Annotated in this window: 15 protein-coding genes, 2 tRNA genes and 1 riboswitch; of the genes, 4 read left to right on the top strand and 13 right to left on the bottom strand. The window is 62.8% G+C overall.

Going from position 1 to position 22,672, the window contains the following annotated elements; genetic code table 11:
- The first annotated feature begins 35 nt into the window (after positions 1–35).
- From kdpC to KOL99_RS12820, 3 genes are all read left to right on the top strand, one after another.
- Positions 36–608, top strand: coding sequence for a potassium-transporting ATPase subunit KdpC (kdpC, locus tag KOL99_RS12830; RefSeq protein ID WP_216510845.1), 573 nt, complete (start codon positions 36–38; stop codon positions 606–608).
- Positions 609–610: 2 nt separating this feature from the next.
- Positions 611–3,301, top strand: a complete 2,691-nt coding sequence (locus KOL99_RS12825) for a sensor histidine kinase (protein WP_216510844.1) — start codon at positions 611–613, stop codon at positions 3,299–3,301.
- Between the two features lie 67 nt (positions 3,302–3,368).
- Positions 3,369–4,031: a response regulator gene (locus KOL99_RS12820; RefSeq protein ID WP_216511137.1), complete on the top strand. Its 663-nt coding sequence runs from the start codon at positions 3,369–3,371 to the stop codon at positions 4,029–4,031.
- A gap of 133 nt (positions 4,032–4,164) precedes the next feature.
- Here KOL99_RS12820 and KOL99_RS12815 read toward each other — a convergent pair whose 3' ends face one another.
- The 3 genes from KOL99_RS12815 to KOL99_RS12805 form a co-directional block, all read right to left on the bottom strand.
- The gene (locus KOL99_RS12815) at positions 4,165–5,376 is read right to left on the bottom strand and encodes a tyrosine-type recombinase/integrase (RefSeq protein WP_216510843.1); all 1,212 of its coding nucleotides are present in this window, start codon (positions 5,374–5,376) and stop codon (positions 4,165–4,167) included.
- A gap of 177 nt (positions 5,377–5,553) precedes the next feature.
- Positions 5,554–5,638: transfer RNA gene (locus KOL99_RS12810), tRNA-Leu, on the bottom strand.
- 102 nt (positions 5,639–5,740) lie between these two features.
- On the bottom strand, positions 5,741–8,569 hold the full coding sequence (locus KOL99_RS12805) for an EAL domain-containing protein (RefSeq protein ID WP_216510842.1): 2,829 nt from the start codon (positions 8,567–8,569) through the stop codon (positions 5,741–5,743).
- A 471-nt stretch (positions 8,570–9,040) separates the two neighbouring features.
- Between KOL99_RS12805 and KOL99_RS12800 the strand changes: the two genes are divergently transcribed.
- Positions 9,041–9,116: transfer RNA gene (locus KOL99_RS12800), tRNA-Ala, on the top strand.
- Positions 9,117–9,263: 147 nt separating this feature from the next.
- Here KOL99_RS12800 and KOL99_RS12795 read toward each other — a convergent pair.
- The 10 genes from KOL99_RS12795 to KOL99_RS12750 form a co-directional block, all read right to left on the bottom strand.
- Positions 9,264–10,442: a lipocalin-like domain-containing protein gene (locus tag KOL99_RS12795; protein ID WP_216510841.1), complete on the bottom strand. Its 1,179-nt coding sequence runs from the start codon at positions 10,440–10,442 to the stop codon at positions 9,264–9,266.
- Position 10,443: 1 nt separating this feature from the next.
- The gene (locus KOL99_RS12790) at positions 10,444–12,978 is read right to left on the bottom strand and encodes an ABC transporter permease (protein ID WP_216510840.1); all 2,535 of its coding nucleotides are present in this window, start codon (positions 12,976–12,978) and stop codon (positions 10,444–10,446) included.
- Positions 12,975–13,679 (bottom strand): ABC transporter ATP-binding protein, encoded by a 705-nt coding sequence (locus KOL99_RS12785; RefSeq protein WP_216510839.1) that lies wholly within the window; start codon positions 13,677–13,679, stop codon positions 12,975–12,977. The genes KOL99_RS12790 and KOL99_RS12785 overlap by 4 nt, the downstream gene beginning before the upstream one ends.
- Before the next feature lie 35 nt (positions 13,680–13,714).
- Positions 13,715–14,632, bottom strand: coding sequence for a hypothetical protein (locus KOL99_RS12780; RefSeq protein WP_216510838.1), 918 nt, complete (start codon positions 14,630–14,632; stop codon positions 13,715–13,717).
- 52 nt (positions 14,633–14,684) lie between these two features.
- Positions 14,685–15,749, bottom strand: coding sequence for an AI-2E family transporter (locus KOL99_RS12775; RefSeq protein ID WP_216510837.1), 1,065 nt, complete (start codon positions 15,747–15,749; stop codon positions 14,685–14,687).
- A 136-nt stretch (positions 15,750–15,885) separates the two neighbouring features.
- Positions 15,886–16,170 (bottom strand): hypothetical protein, encoded by a 285-nt coding sequence (locus KOL99_RS12770; RefSeq protein ID WP_216510836.1) that lies wholly within the window; start codon positions 16,168–16,170, stop codon positions 15,886–15,888.
- 246 nt (positions 16,171–16,416) lie between these two features.
- Positions 16,417–17,118, bottom strand: a complete 702-nt coding sequence (locus KOL99_RS12765) for a lipoprotein insertase outer membrane protein LolB (RefSeq protein ID WP_328760259.1) — start codon at positions 17,116–17,118, stop codon at positions 16,417–16,419.
- Between the two features lie 48 nt (positions 17,119–17,166).
- Positions 17,167–18,399: a spinster family MFS transporter gene (locus KOL99_RS12760; protein ID WP_216510835.1), complete on the bottom strand. Its 1,233-nt coding sequence runs from the start codon at positions 18,397–18,399 to the stop codon at positions 17,167–17,169.
- Between the two features lie 25 nt (positions 18,400–18,424).
- Entirely contained in the window at positions 18,425–20,905 is a 2,481-nt protein-coding gene (locus tag KOL99_RS12755) for an AMP-binding protein (protein ID WP_216510834.1), read from the bottom strand.
- A gap of 652 nt (positions 20,906–21,557) precedes the next feature.
- Positions 21,558–22,094, bottom strand: a complete 537-nt coding sequence (locus KOL99_RS12750; protein WP_216510833.1) for a MucR family transcriptional regulator — start codon at positions 22,092–22,094, stop codon at positions 21,558–21,560.
- Positions 22,095–22,539: 445 nt separating this feature from the next.
- Positions 22,540–22,646, top strand: a riboswitch (SAM riboswitch).
- The last annotated feature ends 26 nt before the right edge of the window (positions 22,647–22,672 follow it).

Here is a 22,672-nt window from a genome sequence, read left to right as displayed (position 1 = left end):
ACTCAGATAGAGTAGGACATACCGAGGATACCTCTATGAAAGAACTACGACCGGCATTACTGATGTTTCTACTGTTCACCGTCATCTGCGGCGGTATCTACCCGGGCCTTGTGACCGGCATTGCCTATGCGCTCTTCCCAAGTCAAGCGCAGGGAAGCATCACTACGGACAAGAACCACCGGGAGATCGGCTCCCCCCTGATCGGCCAGCCCTTTTCAGATGCCAAGTATTTCTGGCCCCGCCCCTCAGCCACGGCGGATTTCGGCTACAACCCGATGGCATCGGGCGGCTCCAACTCTGGCCCCACCAACCCGGACTACCTGAAGACGGTTTCCGATCGAGTCAAGGCGCAGCACGATGCCGGTGCCTTGGGTAACATTCCGTCGGGGCTGGTGCAGGCCTCGGGCAGCGGCCTCGACCCGGACCTGACTCCCGATGCGGCCGAGGTTCAGGTGGCAAGGGTCGCCAAGGCGCGCGGCATGGCGGAGCATCAGGTGGAAAAGCTTCTTGCCGACTGCACGAAGGACCGCCAGCTCGGTTTCCTGGGCGAGCCGCGGGTTAACGTGCTGGAGTTGAACCTGGCACTGGATAAACAAGAGAGCAGGTAATCATGCGAGACGACGAGACCAGACCGTCGCCGGAAACGCTCCTCAAGGTGGCCCAGGCTGAGGAAGAGGCGCAAAGCGGGCGCGGAAAGCTGAAGATCTTCCTGGGCTACGCGCCGGGCGTGGGGAAGACCTATGCCATGCTGGAAGCCGCCCACGTGCGAAAGCGCGAGGGGCGTGACGTGGTCGCGGCCTATGTGGAATCACACGGCAGGAGCGAGACCGATCTGCTCCTGGAAGGGCTCGAGATCGTCGCCAAACAGCAGATCGAGTACCAGGGGGTGCAGCTCCCGGAGATGGACATCGACGCGGTGCTTGCCCGCAAGCCGCAGATCGCGCTGGTGGACGAACTGGCCCACACCAACGCCCCCGGTTCGCGCCACGAAAAGCGCTGGCAGGATGTCGAGGAGCTCATTTGCGCCGGCATCGACGTCTATTCGACGGTCAACATCCAGCACTTCGAGAGCCTGAACGACGTGGTGGCCCAGATCACTGGAGTCATCGTGCGCGAGACGGTCCCGGACAAGCTGCTCGACCTGGCCGTGGAAATAAGGCTGGTGGACATACCGCCGGAAGACCTTCTGGAACGGCTGCGCGAAGGGAAGGTGTACATCCCGGAAAAGGCGATACTCGCCACGGAGAAGTTCTTCAAGCCGGGTAACCTGATGGCCCTGCGCGAGTTGTCCCTGCGGCGCGCGGCCTCCCGTGTCGACGACCAGATGCGCGCCTACATGGAGGCTCGCTCCATCACCGGCCCCTGGCCGGCGGCGGAAAAACTGCTGGTATGCGTGAGCGGTAGTCCCTACAGCGAGAAGCTGATCCGTACCACCAGGCGGCTCGCCGACGAAATGAAGGCCCGCTGGCACACCGTGTACATCGAGACTCCGGGGTTGAGCAGACATGCCCGCGAGAACCGGGAGCGGGTCTGGCGCGACCTGCGCCTGGCGGAGAGCCTCGGCGCGGACGTGGCGACGCTGACGTCCACCTCGGTGGCCCAGGCCCTGATTCAATTCGCGCTGCAAAACAACGTGACCAAGGTGGTGGTGGGGAAACCGACCAAGCCGCGCTGGCGCGAGTTCTTGCGCCAGCCCCTGGTGGACGAGCTCATCAGGCTCTCCGGCCCCATCGACATCTACGTCGTCAGCATCGACGTTGCCGCGGAAAAGGCCAAACCGGCGGCGGTCACTCCCAAGAAACCTGTTCCGTGGGGAGGATACCTGAAGGGGATGGTGCTGGTCACGGCCATCACCCTGCTCTGCCAGGTGCTGCGGGCCTTGCTGGCCCCCACCAACCTCATGATGATCTACCTCCTGGGGCTCGTGCTTGCCGCCACCAAGCTCGGGCGCCGTCCCGCGGTGCTCACCGCCTTTTTCAGCGTGCTCGCCTTCGATTTCTTCTTCGTGCCGCCGTACCTGACCTTCGCCGTTGCCGACACGGAATACGTGATCACGTTCATCGCACTGTTCACCGTCGGCGTCGTCATCAGCACCCTGGTCTCTCAGGCACGGGAGAGGGCCGAGTCGATCAGGGAGCGCGAAGAGCAGACCGCGAGTCTCTACTACTTAAGCCGCGACCTGGCGGTGGCTTCCGATCTGAGCGGCATCGTGGCCGCCACCATGAAAAACATCGAGCACAGCATCGGCGGCGAGGTGGCGGTCCTGATGCCGGAAGGAGAGCGGCTGGCACTTCGGGCGGCCAGCACCGGGCTGGTCCTGGAGACCAAGGAGCACGCGGTGGCGGACTGGTCCTTCAGAAACAGCTCCCCGGCCGGACGGGGCACCGATACGCTGGTTTCATCGAAACTTCTGTATCTGCCGCTGCAGACCTCGGGAGACGTGCTCGGTGTCCTGGGTCTCCGGCTCAAGGCAGAGTCAGACTACGCCTCGCCCCTGACCAGACGCCTGTTGCATGCCTTCGCCACCCAGATGTCGTTTGCCATAGAAAGGGTGCTCCTGGTCAAGCAGGCAGAGCAGGCCCAGGTTCTTCAAGCGCGCGAGAGTCTGGAACGAGCCCTCTTGAACTCGATTTCGCACGACCTGCGCACCCCGCTGGTCACCATCACCGGTGCGCTCGGCGCACTCCGCGACCGAACCACGGTACTCGATGAGCCCGCCAGACAGGACCTTCTCGATGCGGCCTGGGAAGAGGCCGCACGCTTGAACCGGTTTGTCGCCAACCTCCTCGACATGACCAGGCTGGAGGCAGGTGCGCTGAAGCTGAAGCGGATTCCATCGGATCTGCAGGATCTGCTGGGGTGCGCACTGGCAGCCATGGAACCGCAGCTTGCCAAGACCAGGCTGGAGATCCGGGTGCAGCCGGACCTCCCCCTGGTGAGCATCGACATGGTCCTGATGACCCAGGTGCTGGTAAACCTGATCGACAACGCCCTGAAGTACGCGCCGCGTGACCGGACCATAGAGCTGACGGCGAGCACTACGGACGGCAGGGTGGCCCTGGAGGTCGCGGACCGAGGGCCAGGCGTCCCGCAGGAGGATTTGGCCAGGATCTTCGACAAGTTCTACCGTGTCCCGGTTCCGGAGGGGGCGGGAGGCACAGGATTGGGGCTTTCCATCTGCAAGGGGATCGTGGAGGCGCATGGCGGTGAGATCCGTGCGGAAAACCGCAACGGCGGCGGCTTGAAAGTGACCATCGAGCTACCAGTAGAAACGACGAGTGAAGGAGAACAAGGTGCGTAGTGCGACCAGGACAGACGATGCTGTAGCGGCGCAGGAAAGAAAAGGAGAGAACCTGCCGCGTGTGCTCATGGTGGACGACGAGGTGTCGGTGCGGCGTTTTCTGCGCGCCGCACTACCCGGCAGCGAGTTCACACTCTTCGAGGCGGAGAACGGTCACGCGGCCCTTGCAGCCGCCGCTGCGGTCCGACCCGACATCATTCTGCAGGACCTGGGTCTGCCCGACCTGGATGGAGTGGAGGTGATCAAGAGGATCCGCGAGTGGTCCCAAGTCCCCATCATAGTCCTTTCGGTGCGTGACAGCGACGACGACAAGGTGGGCGCCCTCGACGCGGGGGCGGACGATTACCTTATCAAGCCCTTCAGCATCGCCGAACTGCAGGCCCGCATCCGCGTTTCGCTCAGAAGGAGCCTGCAGCAGGCGCCCGAACCGGTGTACCGCTGCGACGATCTGGAGGTCGATCTGCCGCTACGCCGGGTGCGGCTCGCGGGCAACGAGGTGTTACTTACTCCGACCGAGTACGAGCTTTTGCGCCTGCTCGTTACGCACGCCGGCCGCGTACTCACCCACAGTCAGATCCTCAAGCAGATCTGGGGGGCGGCCCACGTGGAGCAGCAAAACGTGCTGCGGGTCACCATCCGCAACCTGCGCCAGAAGATAGAGCAGGACCCGTCCCGGCCTTACTACATCGGCACAGAGGTAGGGGTCGGCTACCGGCTACGCAGCGAATAGCGCTCTCCTTTTCAGCACTTCTTAAGGTGTTTCGGCCATTTTCACACCAGTCTGATCGGGTGATCACAGGAGCCCTCTTGCTGGAGTGAGGCTCATGGAAACGAGCGCCACCACCGGGAGTTCGAGCCCAAGGTTATTCATCGATGCGCTCTTGCACTGTGTCACCCCCTCTATTCTTCAGCTCGTCCAGGTAGTCAGCCCATTTTTGCATCATTTCGTGCCGCTGTGGGAGAAACTGCATCGGATCATATGCAGCTTGGTTCTTCGACAGTTTTAGTTGGAGTTCTATTACATCACTGCTGACCTTCGCTCCTTCTGCCAGAAAAGTACCGGCCGCTTCCCAAAACCTATTGCCGGCAATCACGTCATTCGTAAGACCAATGCTATTGAGAGCGGCATAAATTGCGTTAGGACTCATGCAGCGAAGGGATGTACGGAGACTTGGAAAAACATAACGGCTGTGTCTAGTCAAGGAATTAAGCCGCCGAAGGATCTCATAGGACTGACGCGCCAAGGGGACAATGTGCGATTGAGCTATGCCGGCACTTTCTGCTGGCATTGTCCACACCTCTTTCTGAAAGTCGATCTCTTCCCATTTCGCATGGCATAAATCCCCAGGCTCAACAAGAAGAAGAGGCGTTAGTTGCATAGCGCATTTGACAACAGAAGCCCCTTGGTAGCCGTCTATGGCCAGTAGGAGAGCAGCAATAGCTTTACAGTTCATGGTAGGCGCGGAATATCTATCGCCTTTAGATGGCAGTGACCCACGTAAGGTCTCCGTCGGGTCATCTACGACTCGACCTGTTTCAACGGCATATCGAAATATCTGGCCTAAAGCGGTCTTTATCCGCTCCGCTGTCGCCAGCGTTCGCACCTGAAGCCGGCTCAAGACAGCCAGCAGATCCGATGTTTTGATTTCACTTATGGCGATGTTCCCGATGAAGGGGAAGACATCATATTCCAGACGAGTCAGCAGGTTTCCAGCGTGACGTTCTGACCATTGCGGCTTGTACCGTTCATGCCACTCCCGCGTCACTACTTCGAAGCTACTCGCCTCTGGCACCTTCTGCATTTTTTTCAACATGCTGGGGTCTAACCCCTCAGCTAGTTGCTTTCTCGCCTCGCCTCGCTTATCTCGTGCAACTGCCAAGGAAACAGTCGGGTAAACACCTAACGCCAGCAGCTTCTGCTTCCCCATGTGTCTGTACTGGAAGCGCCATAACTTCCCGCCGGCAGTAGTCACTAAGAGGTGCAAGCCAAAACCGTCAGACAACTTGTAGTCCTTGCTTTTGGGCTGAGCACTTTCCACCTGAGACTCCGACAATGGCAGGATTCGCTTCGGCATGAGCTCCCTCATTTTGATGGTATCTAGGGTAACTGAATCGTGCCATGCCCGAAAAAATACCCCCAAGATTTCCGGACACCACCGAACATCGATGAACATCGCTGAACGACCCAAACAAATAAGGCCCTGATTTCTCAGGGCCTTATCGGATACGGCGTACTTCACTGGATTGTTTTGTGGTACCGGAGGCCGGGGTCGAACCGGCACGCCTTGCGGCGCTGGATTTTGAGTCCAGTGCGTCTACCAATTTCACCACTCCGGCGTCTTTTAAAACGGAACTAATCTCCCGCCACAAAAGAGAGACATCTTATACCAACAAAACGAACGCGGGTCAAGTAACTTTCCCTAACATCTCCCATTCCTGTCAGAGGCTCTTATTCTCCGCACGTTGCGACAGATACTGTTCGGCATCCTCCGCTGACAGAGGCTTGCTGAAATAATACCCCTGGATGATGTCACAGCCGTGCTCCACCAGGAAGTCGAGCTGGGCCTGCGTCTCTACCCCCTCGGCAACCACCTTCTTGCCTAAGGTGTGCGCCATGGCGATGGTCGCCGAGGCGATGGCGGCATCGTCTGGATCGACCTCGAGATCCTTCACGAAGGAGCGATCGATCTTCAGCTTGTCCACCGGGAAGAGCTTCAAGTAACTCAACGAGGAGTACCCGGTGCCGAAATCGTCGATGGAAAGCCCGATCCCCATCGACTTCAAGGCACCCAGTATCCTGATGCTCTCGACAGGACGCTCCATGGTCATGCTTTCAGTTACCTCCAGCTCGATCATTTCGGGATCGGCGCCGCACTGTTTCATGATCCCGGATAAAAGCTCGGGCAGATCGGGCTGCCGCAACTGCCGGGCGGAAAGGTTGACCGCGATCCTCACGCAGGGGTGCCCAGCCCCGCGCCAGAATGCGGCCTGCCGGCAGGCTTTCTCGAACACCTGCCGGCCGATCTCCAGGATCATCCCCGTCTCTTCGGCCACCGGAATGAAGCTGTCGGGGAGGACCATGCCCCTATCCGGGTTCTGCCAGCGTACCAGGGCCTCGAAGCCCACCAGCTTGCCGCTGGCCGCTTCCACCTGCGGCTGGTAGTGGAGCACGAACTCATCGTTGGCGAGGGCGCTGCGCAGGCTGTTCTCAATGGCCAGCCGCTGTCGCGCTGCGGTGTGCATCTCCTTGGTGAACATCTGGTAAGTGTTGCGCCCGGCCGCCTTGGCGTGGTACATCGCCGCATCGGCGTTCTTGAAGAGTTCCGCCACAGTCGTTCCGTCACTGGGGAAGACGCTGATGCCGATACTGGGACTGGTGTAGACGGTGTTGTTGTCCAGAAAATACGGCGCGGCCACGGTCTTTAGGATCTTCTCCGCCAGATGCGCGGGCTCCACCTGCGACCGGATCCTTGGTTGCACCACCACGAACTCGTCGCCGCCAAAGCGCGCCACCACATCCTCGGCCCGCAGCGAGCTCTTGAGCCGGGACGCCACCTCCATGAGCAGCAGGTCCCCGACATGATGCCCCAGGGTGTCGTTGATCATCTTGAAACGATCCAGGTCGACGAAGAGGACGGCGAGCGAGTGCCCTCCCCGCTTGGCCTGCTCGAGAGCCTGGGTCAGCCTCTCGACCAGCGTGTGCCGGTTCGGGAGCGACGTGAGGGTATCGGTATGCGCCAACTGCTCGATCCGCTTCTCCGCCTCTTTGCGCTGGGTGATGTCTGAGAAGGTCGCAAAGTAGTTGGTGATGACGTTGTCCTCGCCGCGAATGGCCGTGATGGTAAGCCACTTGGGATAGAGGGAGCCATCCTTGCGCTTGTCCCAGATCTCTCCCTGCCAGTAGTTGGTCTCAAGGATGGAGCGCCACATTTTCTCGTAAAACTTGCTGTCCTCTATGCCGGACTTGAGTACCCTGGGATTCTTGCCCAGCGCTTCCTCGCGGGAATACCCGGTGAACTGCGCGAAAGCCTTGTTGGTCTCGATGATCCTGTTTTCGTTGTCGGTGATGACGATGGCCTCGCCGCTTTCGTTGAAGATCTTCGCGAGCAGCTTGATCCGTTTTTGCGCCTTCATCTGTTCGGTGTTGTCCCTGATGCACTCGATGGCGCCGATCATCTCACCCTTCGAGTTGCGCAGCACCGACGCGGCGGAGATGAGGTACGCGGGCGTTTCTCCCAGGCAGGGTGCCCAGCACTCGCCATGCACGATGTCGCCGAGGCGGGAAAAACCGTCATAGCGACCGTCGCCGTCCAGAGCAGGATTCATCGCGACGTCGATCAACAGCGGGCGTCGCTGGCCGTAGAAAGGAAGGGAGTACGCCAACTCGCCTCGGCCGATCATGGCCTCGGCCGCCACGCCGGTAAGCCTGGAGAGTTCCCGGTTCCACCCCACCACCTTGCCGGCGCTGTCGATGATCAGCGTGGCGTCGGGCAGGAAGTCGATGATGGTCAGGAGGTACTGCCTGGAGTCCTGCAACTCGAGGTTTTTCTCCTTGAGCTCTGCTTCCTGATGGGACCGCTCCACCTCGACGAGGATGGTCCGGCGGGTGATGAAGCCGATCGAAACGATCCCCAGGAGCCAGATGGCGCCGTGACTCGCCGCTACACCCCGGGCCTGCTTCGCGGCCGCGGCATAAAACGGCGCCAGGGGGATCGAGACGTCGGTCCCGCCGCGCAACTCTCCCACCTTGATCCCGGTCCAGGCATGGCACTTGAGGCAGGATGGTTCCATGATCATGGGTTGCATCATGCGCAGGTACGGCTTGCCGTCGATGAGGGTGGCCGCGAAGTAATCTTCGCGGGTTCCCTCCACGATGAAGAGAGCGGTCCGTTCCCACGGGTCCGGCGCGTCCACCGCGTTCATGTACAGCCTGGAGGTGATCCTGGTTTTGACTCCGTAGAACTGTGGCGCCTCCTGCGTGATCTCGTTCATGATCATGGCGGGGTTTTTCAGAGTGAGGTGGACCCCGTTGGTCGCTATAAGGTCGCGGTCGGGGAGATGGTTCAGCAAGGGGCTCGGGGAAACCAGGGGCCCGAGTTCCATGTAGATACCGCCTCGCTTGGAGGCCCACCTCCTGAAGGCGAGGTCCTTGCCCAGCGCTATATGGGCCTGGGTCTTGGCAAGCTCAAACGCCTGCTGGTAGGCGACGCGGACGTTCCACCACACGGCAATCGCCAGGAGCAGCGTCCAGACCAGTACGGTAACCACAGCTCTAGAAAGGATTGTTTTGACGGATCCGGTATGAGGAAAGGAATTTTGTTGGTCGGATTTCACCTCAGCCACTCTCCCTGATATTCAGAGTGCTCGGCCGATAGCTCACTACAATACGATCCACTAGGCGGTCGAATGGGGGCAGCCCTTGCTAGCAATGGTCGCCGTATTGGCTTGGGCTGCCTATGTCGTATCGGGCCACCGACGGCTTGACTGTATAGGAGGAATCGAAAGCGAAACGTCGCAGAACCATAGAAGGGACGATAATCCTCACAGAAGCGTTGCAGCAGACTCATCATTAAAAGCACTACTTTAGGAATCTGGGGAACAAGAGGAGGTTGATCGTGCCAGCGCGAAGACGTAGATCCGCTGCCAGGGCGGCTGTGCGGGAGGAACTTTTTTACCGTCAGCCAAGAATTATATATTGACAGTCAAATCACCGTTTGCTATAAACAGGACTCCTTCGATGGGGCTGTAGCTCAGTTGGGAGAGCGCTTGAATGGCATTCAAGAGGTCGACAGTTCGATCCTGTTCAGCTCCACCATCAATTACAAAGGACTTAGGACTTTCCTAAGTCCTTTTTTCATTTTCAACGCCCCACCTTTTCCGACCGCTCTACAAGAAAAGCACTTGGCCGAATCGCCAGGTGCTTTTTCCATTATCGCCTCCAGCCGGTTCACTTGCCACCTCGTTACCTGCCGGGCGGCTCCCGGTTCGCCGCCGTAGCGGCGGAGTACCCTGTCATCTCGAGGTATCCCGACCCGCCGGGGCTACCGTTTAGGCCGCGAACCGCGACCGCCCCCTCCCAATAACGGAACCCCGTAAGCAATTCCTGCCCGGCGAGCCTGGGCACGACCTCCAGGTAAAGCCCCTGCGATGGGATACGCAACCGCCAAAGGGACGGGTAGCGGACGCCGCTGGCAGGGCTTTGCCACCAACTGACCACCTCCAACTGCACCTCGTCACGCGTGAGGTTTCTGCTGCGGCCGTCCGCGGCAACCAGGGTGCCGCCTGAAAAGGGATCGCTGCCGCCGTCGCGCCGACGCAACTGGTAGAACATCAGGTCGCGGCCATCGTCGAACTGCAGGGCAAACCAGTCCCAGCCGACCTGGTTTTGCTCCAGGGCGCTGGTGCTCCACTCCCGGTCCAGCCACGAAATTCCGCTCACGGCGAAGCGCTCCTTGCCAATCCGAATAGTCCCTGAGGTGGCCATGCGCGGGATGGAGTAGTAGTACGAGGCGTTACCCGGCGTCGCTCCCTTGCGACTGAGCCCCCCTTCCCCATTCAGGATCTCGGGTTTCACGCTCACCAGGTCGAAGTCCACGGCGAAATCCGGTTCGGCGGCGGTCAACCGCACTCCCCAGGGGCGGGGCGAGCTTTGCCGCACCGTCCAATCCTCCAGGCGCAGCGAGAGCGGATCCCCACCGGCGCCGGCGAGGCCCAGGGCCGCCCTGCTGAAGCGCTCGGCGAAGCGGTACCGCTTCCCGGCCACGTCGGTCACCGCGAAATGGGCCATGTAAACCTGGTTGGTCGCCCAGGCCGACTCCCTGGCGACAGCGACGGGAGTGAGGAGGGTCTTGAAGAAGGTGAGTTGGTAGCCGAAGCGGCGACCATCCGCCGTCCGCAGGTTGCCGGTGAAATACCACCACTCATTGCGAAAACCGGCGTGCGGCCCGTGATCGGCGGGAAAGAAGAAATGCCGCGGGTTCTCCGCACGCGAAAAGCCCGGAGCGGCTGCGCCACCGAGGGCCTGGGCGACGCTGAAGGTTTCCTGGCGCGCGCGGTCGGAGTGTCGCCTGCCGCTCCAGAAGTACCAAAGGAGCAGCGCGACGCAGGCCACGGCAGCCGTGACCACCAGGAATCGGCGCATGCTAATCCTCCTCCTTCAGGGCCAGGGCGGGAGAGGTGCGGGCGATCCTGAGCGAGGGATAGATCCCCGCGAGAAAGGCCGCCGACACCGAAAGAACCAGCGCCTCGACCAGCTGGGACGGGGCGATGGCGAGCTGCATGGTCCAGCCGAAGGAGCGGAGGTTGACGACGTAGATCAGCACCAGGGCCTCGGCAATCCCCAGGGGGAGCGACAACAGCCCGGCGATGAGCCCGATGAGGACCGTCTCCCCGCAGACCACCCCCCAGACCTGCCCAGGGGTGAGCCCGACCGCGCGCAGCACGGCGAGCTCGCGGGCACGCTCCACCTGCATGGCCATGAGCGCCGACAGGATCCCAACGAAGGCGACCAGCATGGTCAACATGCGCAGCACCCCGGTGATGGCGAAGGTACGGTCGAAGACCTCGAAGGTCGCCTGCCGCAACTGCGCGTTGGAAACCACCGTCACCTGCTCCCCCCCACCCCTCGCGCGCACCAACTCCAGGAGCCGCGCGACGGGCAGCCCCGGTCGTGCCGTGAAGGACATACCGTCCACGCTTTCATCGGCGAAGTTCTGGACATAACCGGCGCGGCTCATGATGACGATGCCGGCATCGGACCCGTAGTCGTAGATGACCCCGGCGACGGGGAAGCTCAGCGCGCCGCGGCTCGTGCGCAGGATGACGCTGTCGCCGGGATGGAGGTGGTGCCGGTAGCTGTACGGCTCGGAAACGAGCACGGCCGCGCCGCCGCGAAAGCTACTCCAGGCGCGGGCGGGATCCCCCTCCTTGAAGGGGTAGCGCAGGAAGGTGCGCTCGGGGACCTGCACGGAAAATACCTCGACCCCTCCGGCGGCACCCTCGATGCGCACCCGGCGCGACAGGGTCACCTGCGCCTCCCCCTGAAGAGCGGAGAGGCGGCGCACCAGGGCGGGGTCGAGCGGTGGGCGGTAGCGGCCGCCGCCGTGATCGGCGGAGGTGACGTAGACGTCGGCCTGCAGCCAGTTGGTGAGCCAGTTCTGCACCGTGAGCCGGAAGCCCCCCACCATGATGCCGACGCCGATCCCGGCGGAGACGGCGACGACCAGCGCGGCCGTCGCCACCCCGGTGCGGGAAAGCGACACCACCACGCCCCGGGCCGCCATCCTCCCCAGGGAGCCGAGCAGCAGCTCGAGCAAAGGACGCAGAAGGGCGGAGAGGAGCATCACGGCCGCCGGGACCAGCAGCGTGTAGCCGACGATGACGGCGAAGAGACCGATGAAACCGCCGGCGATGCCGCCGCGATCGGTGAGGAAGAGCCCGCAGCCGGCGGCGATCAGGAGGGCGCCGCAGCAGGAGGCGAGCGGGAGAAGTCTCCTGCTGCGCGTCTCCACCTGCGAGCGCGACAGCACGGCGCGCGGGGGCGCACCGGTCGCCTCCAGGGCGGCGGGCAGGGTCGCGGCTAGGGTGGCGGCGACGCCGAGCAGCGCCCCCTTCCAGAGCGCGGCCGGGAGCAGCGGCACCCGGCGCACCTCCATCACGAAGTAGAGGTCGTTAATGGTCCTGGTGACCAGGCGGGTCAACTCCGAACCGAGCAGCGCACCCGCCGCCAGCCCGGCGACGGTACCGGCGATCCCGATCAACAGCGCCTCGGCGCAGATCATGGCGAAGACCTCGCGCCGGCTCACCCCGAGCGCACGCAGCATGCCGATCAGCCGCCGTCTGCGCACCACCGAAAAGGTCATGGTGTTGTAGATGAGGAACATGCCGACCACGAGGGCGAGCAGGCTTAAGGCCCTCAGGTTGAGCCGGAACGCGCGCGTCATCTGGTCCAGGGCACCGGCTTTAGCCCCGGCGGGGACGATATCCGCGCCGGGAGGAAGGACGGCCCGGAGCTCCCTGAGCGCGCGCGCCCCCTCCTCCCCTTCCGGCAAGATCAGGTCGATACGCGACAGCCGCCCGACGAAACCGAGAAGCTCCTGTGCCGTCGCGATGTCGCAGACGAGCACCGAGGCGAGCGCCACCCGGCTCACCTGGTCCGGGGGCTCCAGGAATCCCGCCAGCACCAACCGCCGCCCGACACCCGCGCTGTCGGCCGCGAAGGTGGCGCCGCGCTTGAGGCGAAGCTCATCGGCACTCTCCTGGAGCATCAGGACGGAACCGGGACGGGTCAAAAGCTCGGTGACAACGCCGCGATCGGCGAAGCGCGAGGAAAAACTTCTCAGGGGAGGTTCGGCAAAGGGATCGATGCCGATCAGTTGGAAGGTGCGGCCGGAAAGCTGCAGGTGGCCCGAGACCACGGGGGCGGCACCGCGCAAGTGCAGTTCCACGCGGACCCTGCGGTAGAGATCCTCGGAGAGGCCGGTGGGGCCGCCGACCACCTGGTGCGTGGCGCGCCCGGCGACGGTCTCGGCGGCAAGGCGGAAGGCGCGCTGCGCCGCCTCGTTGGCATGGTCAACGGCGGTGACCACGGCGACCCCGAGCGCGACGCCCAGAACCGCCAGCACGGTGAGCCAGGGGTGGCGCAGCACGTTGCGCATCCCGGCGCGCCACAGGATCATGTCCCCGCTCCCGAGACGCCGGCCGCGTTGACGAGGACGCCGTCCTTGATGCTCAGCACCCGGTCGGCGAGGGAGGCGACTTCGCCGCTGTGGGTCACCAGCACCAGCGTGGTCCCGGCCGGGCGGAGCAGGCGCTGGAACAGGTCGAGCACCTGGCGCCCGGTCTGCGCGTCGAGGTTGCCGGTCGGCTCGTCGGCCAGGACCAGCTTGGGGGCGTGCACCAGGGCGCGGGCCACGGCGACCCGCTGCTGCTCGCCGCCGGAGAGCCGGTCGGGGAAGGCGCGCCCCCGGTCGGCGAGGCCAACCGCGTCGAGAAGCTCGGCGGCGCGCTGGCGCCCCGCCGGGTTCAAGGTTCCGGCCAGTTCCAGGGGGAGCAGGACGTTCTCCTCGACGGTCAAGGTGGGGATGAGGTTGTAGAACTGGAAGACGAAGCCGATGTGGTTGCGGCGAAACAGGGTGCGCTCGCGCTCGGACAGGCGGGACAGGTCGGCCCCGTCCACCCTCACCTCCCCCTGGTCGGGAAGGTCGATGCCGCTCACGAGGTTCAACAGGGTGGATTTCCCGGAACCGCTGCGCCCGAACAGGAACACCCAGGAACCGGGATCTATGGAGAGCGAGGCGTCCCGGAACACGACCCGCTCCCGGTCCCCCTCGTGAAAGCTCTTGCCGATCCCCTTCAGTTCGACAATCGGTGCCGCCATCGCATGTCCTTTTGCTTGCGCGCCGGGCGCCCCGGTCAGTTCCCCTGCTTCGCCTGCAGGGCCTCCTGCTGGGCCCGCTCGAGTTTCTTGTTGCTCAGGTAGGCCGCCTTGTCGATCTCCTTCAACTGGCGGGGGTACTTCGCGGTCAGGTCGTACCAGCGGTTCAGGCGCTGTTCGAAACGCTGCCCCTCGGGAGTCTTCAGGGTGTCGAGGTAGGTCTGCAGGGCCAGGTAGTAGCGCATGGTGTTGCGTTCCACCGCGCCGCGCACCCCGTCGATGTAGGTCTGTTTGCCATCCTCACCGACCATGGTGAAGCCGACCTTGTCCCGCCCCAGCGTGGCGAAGTAGGTCTTGATGGCCATGCGCGCCATGGTGCCGTGGCTGTAGGTGTAGCTGAAGTGCAGGAAGGTCCCCTGCCCTTCAAGGGGGGCCGCCTGCACGCCGATGCGGTGATCGCGGGTGCCGAAGGGCCCCTCGTCGCCCACGAGGGCGAGCTCCAGATAATCGGGGCGGTTCGCCGCGACCCGGAAGGCGAGCTTGAGCGGGTAGGCGTCGGACGGGGGCTGGAAGTACTTGCGCCCGCTGTAGAGGGTGAGCTGCGTCTGCTGCTTGGTGGTCTTGTAGACGCAGGCCTTGATGTTCAGGTGCAGGGGGGTGATCTCGCACCAACCGGCGGGGGACTGCAGCGCCTCGCGCACCGTCTCGAAGGGGTGGTGGAACACGCCGTACATGTCGACCCGCACCGAATCCGAGCCCTCGGTGGACTCGAGGTAGATGGGGGCGCCGAACTGGTTCTTGTCGAGCTTCGCCTTGATGGCGGCGTACTTCGCGAGGAGAGCATGTTCCCCGGTCGGCTCGGCGTCCGCGGCGCGGGCGAGACCATGACAGAGAACGACGATCAGCAAAAGGGCCACGCAAAGGCAGGCCCGGGTAATCAGCTTGCTAGCTACCATACGACAAAACCTCCTCGGCCGGCGTCTCAAGCCCGGCCCAAGACAAGGGGCGTCAGGGAATTTCGGCCTCGTCCGACGCATCGGCATCGGCGACGGCATCGTCCCAGAGGGAGAACAGGACGGCGAAGATGACGGGTCCTACGATGAGCCCAAGAAGCCCCATGCTGACCACGCCGCAGATGGCGCCGAGCACCACCGCGAGGGTGGAGATGTCGCTGGAGGCGCCGATGGCCAGGGGGCGGATGGCGTTGTCGGCAATCCCTACGAAGATGATGCACCACGCGGCCAGGAGCCCGGCGGCGAGGTAGGAGCCGTTGAGGGCGAGGACGGCCACGAGCGGCACCCAGACCACCCCGGTGCCAACAACCGGGACCAGTGCGGCGATGGCGGTAAGCGCCCCGCAGAAAACTGGCGCCGGCACCCCGGCGACCCAGTAGCCAAGCCCGGCAAGCACACCCTGGGTGGCGCAGGTAAGCACCGTCCCCACCGTAACCGCGGTGGTGATGGACCGGACCTGGGAGGCAAAGTGCTGGGCCTTGCGCGGGTCGGGCGCGAGCCTGCCGATGAAGGCGGAGACGACGCGTTCGCCGTCGCGGTAGATGAAATAAAGGATGAAGAGGGCGATGGCCAGCGTGCCGAGGAAGCTGAACATGTTGCGCGCGAGGTCGGCGGCAAGCCCCAGTATCACCGTGGAACTGGTGGAGGCGATCTTGCCGCCCAAGCCGGCCAGATCGATGTTGAACCGGTCCACCAGCGACATGATCTTCTGCACCATGGGGAAGTGGCCGAAGCTGGTCGTGCCGGTCTTGGCCACGGTCTGGAGCAGTTGCACCACCTGCTTGTACCAATCGGGCGCGTTCACCGCGGCGGTGACCACCAGCGCGGCCACGGGAAGAAAGAAGCAGACGGCAACGGCGAACACCATGATGCCGGCGGAGCGGTCCGGGTGTTCCGGGTAGCGGCGCAGCACGCGGTTGTAGTGGGGCATGGTGGCCACGCCGATGATGAGCCCCCAGGCCAGCGGCTTGAGGACCGGGGCGGCCAGGATCACCATCAGGACGACGGCGGCGGCCGTGACCAAGGCCGCAAGCAGGCTGAGATAGAGTCTTCTGTCCATCGGGCTCCCCTCGAGGATGGTATGGGCGTTGCCGGGTTACCGGGGTGCTTCGGGAAGTGCCATGGCCGGACCGGAATCGGTCCCTGATGTAGGCGGGCACCGGGAGGCGCCCGCCTGACAGGTAAGGGAGACGAAGCTAACGGGTGGTTTCGATCTTGCGTTCCTTCTCCTCGGGAGCGGCGCTCGGGCGCTGGACCCCTTCGGGTTGGACCGACTGTTCGGTCTGGAAGGGGAGCCGCTCGCGCCGTTCATTGCCCAGGGCGGGCGGTTCCTCGACGACCTTCCAATTTTTGCCGATCGGAACGGAGAGTTCTTTTACCGCTGCCGGCTGGACCTGGGGCTGCTGTTTGGCCTCGAAGATGGTGCAGGCACTGAGTGACAATAGAGCGATTACAAATAGCATTGAACGTGCGTGTCTCATGGCGTCGACTCCTAAAGGATTTGTTGCCGGTGAGCTGAACCAACTTCTGCTGCTGACCGTTCTTGCCGCGCTCCTCGCCGGTCCTGAGAGTAAGGATAGCAAGACGCGGATATAATTAAAAGTTTTGTTTTGAACGGCTCAGCAACTGCAGCAGTGGCAACAACAATTCCTTCTGATCGAACCGCCGCCAAAAACACAACCAGGGGCTAATTATGGCAAAGAAGTCGCCGCGGTCAACTTGCGACGTCACATGGCCTTGAATTCGGAGAGCGGGTAGACCGACATGCCGGAGAGTTCCGGTTTCAGCGCCGACGGCTCGACGGGCGCGTTCAGCTGCGGTTCGTCGAAGACGATGCGGACCTCGCCCCCGGCGGCGCTGCGAATCTCGATGGTCTCCGGAAAGGGAACGCCATCCACGCTTTGGTATCCCCGGTAGCTCACCTGGTCACCCGAGGCGGCGACCTTGCGCTCCAGCATGCCGATCTCGTCGTAGTAATAGGCGGTTCCTTCGATATCCACCTTCTGTTTCAGCGGCCCGGGAAGCGGCAGGGGGGACGGCGCCATCACCCAGCGGAAAAGCTGCAGGCTCTTCAGTGCGCTTTGCTCCGGCAGTTCCGACAGCACCCCCGTAAAGGCGACCTGCCGCGAGGGGATGACGCAGGTGAAGCGGTCGCTCTCGCCGAAGGCCTCCAGCACGGTCTGCCCGAACGGGGAGAGGATGAGCAGATGGTACAGGTCGGGCGCCTGGTAGACCAGGTAGCCCCGCCCCGCGCTGCTGCGCTCGCCCGACGAGGCGGACAGGCTCACCGAGGACTGCACGGTGGTGACGCCGCGCCCGGGGACCAGGCCGGTGAGAGGCTTTTTGACGGCGGCACAGCCCGACAGAGCGACGAAGCAGATCAGCAGCGTAACAGGCAGCAGTGAACGAAGACGGATGTTGTGGGTCACGGTAAACCTCGGGTGGAATGTAAGGAGTTCGAGAGTTCGGAGCCAGGGCTAGGGCTCGGCCTGCGCCATGTCGTGGGCCACGAAGCGGCCGCAGACGAAACAGAAGACGCCGGCGAGCGCCATCACCAGCGGGGTGGATAACAGCGCGTTCCTCAGGCCCCACTGGTCCGAGAACCATCCCAGGATGGACGGGGAGACGGCATCCCCCAGCGCGTGGATGAAGAAGATGTTGACGGCGAAGGCCATGGCGCGCATGCCGGGGTTGGTCACGTTGATGATGACGGTGTTAAGCGGTCCGGTGTTGAGAAAGAGGAAGAACTCCGCCATGAAGATCGCCGCCATGCAGGAGGGGACGTCGCCGGCCATGATGGCCCAGGCGGCGAAGGGGGCGCCGATGAAAAAGCCCCAGCCCGACACCAGCAGGTACCCCTTGCTGCTCTTCTTCTGCCAGCGGTCGCCGAGGACGCCACCCACCAACGTGCCGAGGATACCGGCCACCACGGTGACCGCCCCGAACATCAGGTTGGCCTTCTCCACGTTGAGGGAATGGGTGCGGAACAGGAAGGTCGGAATCCACTGGGCCAGCCCGCCGATGGCGAAGGTCATGGCGGCCATGGCGAGGGTGTTGGTGACGAAGGAGCGGTTATAGAAAAGTTGCAGGTAGCCGGAGCCCCCCTCCCCAACCGCCGGTTCGTTTTCTGCAATCGAGCGCTGCGGCGTGCGCAAGAACCAGAGCGGCACGGCGATCAGGAGCCCCGGCAGGCCGACCATCAGGAAGGCCGAGTGCCAGCCGAAACGCTGGCCGAGGACGCCCCCCAACAGGTAACCGAGGGCGCTCCCGACGGGAATCGCGACGTAGAACCAGGAGAGGACGCTGCCCCGCTTCTCCTTCTCGAAGAAGTCGGCGATGAGACCCGGCGAGACCGTTCCGAAACTCGCCTCCCCCACCCCGACGGTGGCGCGGGCCGCGAGCAGGGTCCGGTAGCCGGGCGCGAAACCGGCCAGGATGGTGGCGAAGCTCCAGATAACCACGCCGGTCGAGGCGAGCTTGACCCGGTTCCAGCGGTCCCCCAGCCAGCCGAAGACGGGAGCGATCACCATGTAGCTCACCATGAAGGCGCTCCCGAGCAGGCCGAGCTCAGTGTCCGTTATGGAGAGGTCCGCCTTGATCAGCGGGAAGACGGCGAAGAGCACCTGCCGGTCGATGTAGTTCAAGAGATTTACCGCCAGGAGCAGCCCCAGGGCATAACGGCGGTAAGCCAGGGAAATGGGTTCCTTCATCCGACACACTCCTTCATCACAATCATCATTGAAGTTCAGCCACCGCGGCCTGCGCCCGGGCCACGATCTCTGCCGGCTCTTCGAACCGGAAGCGCAGCGGTTTCCCGAAGCGGACCGTCACCGTGCCCCGGTTGGGGATCACGGTCTTTTTCGGGGGGAGGATCTTGTCGGTCCCGACGATCTTCACCGGCACGATGGGGATCTCCAGTTCCTTGGCGATGATGCCCAGGCCGAGCTGGAAGTCCTGCATCCTGCCGTCGTGCGAGTGCCCCCCCTCGGGGAAGATCAACGTGTTCAGTCCCCGGTCGGTGAGTTTGCCCATGTACTTCACCGCCGTGGAGAAGCCGGCGGTCTGCGGCAGCGGGAACAGGTTCAGGAACAGGGTCCCGTACTGGTAGGCTGCCAGGCGCCAGAGGCGTTCCAGGCCGTGGTAGTCGCCGAAGAAGAACTCCTCCCAGGCGGCGGTCGCGGTGCGGTAGCGGACCTCCCTGGGGAGCGCGAACATCAGCGAGGGCTGGTCGAAGTACCCCAGGTGGTTGGCGATGAAGATCACCGGCCCTTCGAGATGCTTGACGTTCTCGCGCCCGCGCACCTCGAGCTTGACGAAGAGGCGGTATAGCGGGTAGTTCACGAGCGCGTCCCCGAGCATGCGCAGCGCGCGCACCGGCGCGGAGTTGGTCCAGAAACGGTAGTGGCCGCGACGGTGACCCTTCTCGCGCCGGGCGATGATGCGGCGCACCTCGGCGACCCGCGTCTGCGGACCGATCTGGGAGTCCTCGATGTCGAGCCGGAATTCCTGCTCCAGGTAGTTGACCAGTTCCAGCCGCCCGATGGAGGTTAAGCCCAGATCGGCAACCAGGAGGGACTCCTCTTTGATTTCAGCAGGATCGGCACCGGTCACCTTGGCCAGCAGGTTCACCAGGTGGTCCTGGCTCGCACCGGCGCCCCCGGCGGCGGCGCCCTGTTTCACCTGCTCCTTGACCTGGAACTTCTTGATCTTGAGCGTGGTGGTCTTGGGGAACTCGGGCTCGCGCCAGATGGTGTAGCCGGTGATCTGGTGCATGGTGTCCAACTGGGCGTTGGCCTTCGCCAGGATCTCGTCCGGCTTGGCGCCGCTGTCGTCCAGCAGAAGGACCGCATGCACCTCCTCCCCCGCGCCGCGGTCGAGGCCGATGACGCAGGATTCCTTCACGCCCGGGACCTTGTTCAGGACCGCCTCCAGCTCGTCGGGGTAGACGTTGACCCCGCCGCCGGTGACGATCAATTCCTTCTCGCGCCCCTTGATGGTGAGCCAGCCGTCCGGCGCGATCTCGCCCAGGTCGCCGGTCTTGAACCAGCCGTCCCCGGTGAAGGCGGCGCGGGTGGCCTCCTCGTTCTGGTAGTAGCCGGGGAAGACGTTATCCCCCCTGACCACCACCTCCTTGCCGTCGAGCCTCAGCTCGACACCGGGAAGCGGCGGGCCGACCGAACCCGCCACCTGCCGGTCGATGGTGTTGACGCAGAGCACGGGCGCGCACTCGGAAAGCCCGTACCCCTCCAGCACCGTAAAGCCCATGCTGTCCCAGAACCGGAACACGTCGGGGTCGAGCGGCGCGCCGCCCGAGACGAAAACGGTGAAGTGGGCGCCGAACTTCTTCTGCACCGGGAAGAAGAGCTTCTTCCTCCCCGATTTGGAGAGTCCTGCCCCGAATTTGGCCAGCGACGCGAAGGCGCCGGAGAGATGCTTCTCGGCCAGTTCGCGCTCTATGGTGGTCTTCAGAAGCTGCATCAGGCGCGGTACCGACATGATGACGTAGACGTCCTCCTCGCCCAGCGCCTCCATGATCGCCGAAGGCTTCAGCGTGCGCGGATAGATGACAGCGGCGCCGCGGTACAGGGGGGTGAAGAAGCCACCCATCTGCTCGAACATGTGCGACAGCGGCAGCAGCGAGAGAAAGGAGAACTCGGGGGTGATGATGGGTACCTGCTGGTTGATCTGCAGGATGTTGGCCACCAGGTTCCTGTGGGTGAGTATCACCCCCTTCGGGTTGCCGGTAGTCCCCGAGGTATAGATGAGCTGCGCGATGTCGTCCGGTTCGGGATGCACCACGTCCGGGTAAGGCGCGACGTCCTCCAAAAGGTACTTCAAGTCCTCGAGCAGCAGGGAATTGGCGACGGCGAGCCGTTCGGGCTTGAAGCGGCTCTGCAGCACCACCTTGGCCTGGGTCAGCTTCAGGATCGATTCGGCGCGGCCGCGGTCGGACATGAAGTCGACCGGGACGGCGATGGCGCCGCGCATGATGATGCCCCAGTAGGCGACACCCCACCAGGACGAGTTCGGCCCCCACAAAAGAACGCGGTCGCCAGGTTCGACCCCCTGGCGCGCCAGCAGGGCCGCCATTCTCAGGGAGAGTTCGGACAACTCCCGGTAGGAGACCGCGAAGCGGCGCACGCCGGTCCGGTTCACCAGGGCCGTCTTGTCGCCCCAAGCCGAGAAACTATGGAAAAGATCTACCAGTGTCCGCATATCTGACTCCCGTAGGCGGCGCATGTCAGTTGCAGCTTCAAAGACGAAAAGAAAGACCGGGCGGCACCACCTACTGATACTACTTCGTCCGCATCATCTTCCCCAGGAAAGCATTGTCACACGCGGGCATCCCTTTGGCAACCATGCAATGGGACTGAGCAATCAATCGCGCGACTCCAAGCAACAGCGATCGGCACGCGAGTTTAACCGATGCCGAAGGTAAAAACCAATGCAAAAAGAGCAAATCCCCCCAGCCCCCCCTGCCCTATTGTTCCGCCAATGGTTCCGCCAATGGTTCCGCCAATGGTTCCGCCAATGGTTCCGCCAATGGTTCCGAAGCCGCGTATCTGCTGTTCACGAAGCGCAGCACGGGAACCCGCGTCCTCCCCTTTGCGAAGGAGGCAAATCCCCCTGTCCCCCCTTAGCAAAGGAGGGAACTCTAGGCCACCAGCTGCGCTTGGTGGAGAACATACTCCACGCTGCCGGATTTCTTCGATGAACTTCCACAAAGGGGGCACGCTGGTACAGTGCGGCGCATAGTGGCGTTACAGACTCTCATGGCCGGGATAAACGGCTCATGTCATCGGATCCCGGCAAAACAAAAAAAAAGCCGCTCCCGAAGGAGCGGCTTTTTTCAATATAAAGGAGGGAATCAGGCCACCTTGGCCTTGGCGGTTTCCTTGGCAACCTTGGGGGCCTTGGCCGGCTTGGCAGGCTTCGCTGCCTTGGCTGGTTTGGCCGCCTTGGCGGGGACCGACTTCTTCGCCTCGATATTGGCCATGCGCACCCCGCGCGCCTTGGCAAGATTGTCGGCAAGCCCGCGATCGAGGGCCATCTTCCTGCGCGCCTCGGAGTAGTTCTTGGCCGCCAGCGGCTGCTTGCCCGGGATGCCGAATTGCTTCTTGTACTCGCCCGGCTTCATCCCGTGCGCGGTATTCAGATGACGGGCCAGCGTCTTGAAGCCTCCCTTGCCGCACAGCATGCAGATAACTTCACCTTTCTTGAACGCTTCTTTCACGGTCATGGAAGCCTTCGGTTCCTCTACACCCTCGACCGGCTCACCAGCTTCCAGGTTTTTGAGGGCGCTGTGCACTTTGCTGATTTCGAATATAAGCTGATCAGAAGTCATCGGAGTGCTAGACGCATGTGACGCTACGATCTGAGCCGCAATCTCTACCAAAGTTGCCATTGATTATCCCTCCATTGATCATTATCTGCTTGCCAATATAGTGGCAGGTTTCGTTGCATTGTCAAACCGTCAAAACAAACTTTATTTGGACATCAGGTAAAGTCACAGAGGCGAGTCAATGACAGGGAATGTGTTTGGCGGAAGTCAGTAAGGCGAAAACAGGAATCGATAGAATGTTCGACTCCCTTCCGCTATGAAAGACAATGTGGTTGTCACCACTCCTTCAGATATAGAACAAAGCCTCCGTTTACCTTCACAACACCTCACCCGCCCGGGAGCGGCACCCGGCGTGCCGGCCAACACCAGCGGCACGGTGGGGAAAAGATTTGCCGAAAATAACTTTTACATTAGTCAATAAGTAGAGATTTGCGGTTGACAAAACTGCAGCATCTCAGTATTAGTTAAGACGCTGGTTAAAGCAGCACCCTTTACAACCGAATAGCATTACTTATCTAGAGCGATCGAGGGACTGGCCCTGTGACGTCGCGGCAACCTCCCCACGTGGGGAAGGTGCCAAATCCTGCGGGGCGGAAACGTTCCGAAAGATAAGGAAGTGCGGACCGAGCCATAGAGACAGT

Origin of the sequence: Geomonas azotofigens (assembly GCF_018919395.1) — a bacterium.
Taxonomy (GTDB): Bacteria; Desulfobacterota; Desulfuromonadia; order Geobacterales; family Geobacteraceae; genus Geomonas; species Geomonas azotofigens.
This window is presented reverse-complemented; position numbering and strand designations above follow the sequence as displayed.

Bases quoted from the DNA above. Each gene is read 5' to 3' on its own strand.
- KOL99_RS12775 (WP_216510837.1), bottom strand. From the start codon at position 15,749: ATGGACAGAAGACTCTATCTCAGCCTGCTTGCGGCCTTGGTCACGGCC.
- KOL99_RS12820 (WP_216511137.1), top strand. From the start codon at position 3,369: ATGGTGGACGACGAGGTGTCGGTGCGGCGTTTTCTGCGCGCCGCACTA.
- KOL99_RS12780 (WP_216510838.1), bottom strand. From the start codon at position 14,632: ATGGTAGCTAGCAAGCTGATTACCCGGGCCTGCCTTTGCGTGGCCCTT.
- KOL99_RS12790 (WP_216510840.1), bottom strand. From the start codon at position 12,978: ATGATCCTGTGGCGCGCCGGGATGCGCAACGTGCTGCGCCACCCCTGG.
- KOL99_RS12815 (WP_216510843.1), bottom strand. From the start codon at position 5,376: ATGCCGAAGCGAATCCTGCCATTGTCGGAGTCTCAGGTGGAAAGTGCT.
- kdpC (WP_216510845.1), top strand. From the start codon at position 36: ATGAAAGAACTACGACCGGCATTACTGATGTTTCTACTGTTCACCGTC.
- KOL99_RS12760 (WP_216510835.1), bottom strand. From the start codon at position 18,399: ATGAAGGAACCCATTTCCCTGGCTTACCGCCGTTATGCCCTGGGGCTG.
- KOL99_RS12755 (WP_216510834.1), bottom strand. From the start codon at position 20,905: ATGCGGACACTGGTAGATCTTTTCCATAGTTTCTCGGCTTGGGGCGAC.
- KOL99_RS12825 (WP_216510844.1), top strand. From the start codon at position 611: ATGCGAGACGACGAGACCAGACCGTCGCCGGAAACGCTCCTCAAGGTG.
- KOL99_RS12795 (WP_216510841.1), bottom strand. From the start codon at position 10,442: ATGCGCCGATTCCTGGTGGTCACGGCTGCCGTGGCCTGCGTCGCGCTG.
- KOL99_RS12785 (WP_216510839.1), bottom strand. From the start codon at position 13,679: ATGGCGGCACCGATTGTCGAACTGAAGGGGATCGGCAAGAGCTTTCAC.
- KOL99_RS12750 (WP_216510833.1), bottom strand. From the start codon at position 22,094: ATGGCAACTTTGGTAGAGATTGCGGCTCAGATCGTAGCGTCACATGCG.
- KOL99_RS12770 (WP_216510836.1), bottom strand. From the start codon at position 16,170: ATGAGACACGCACGTTCAATGCTATTTGTAATCGCTCTATTGTCACTC.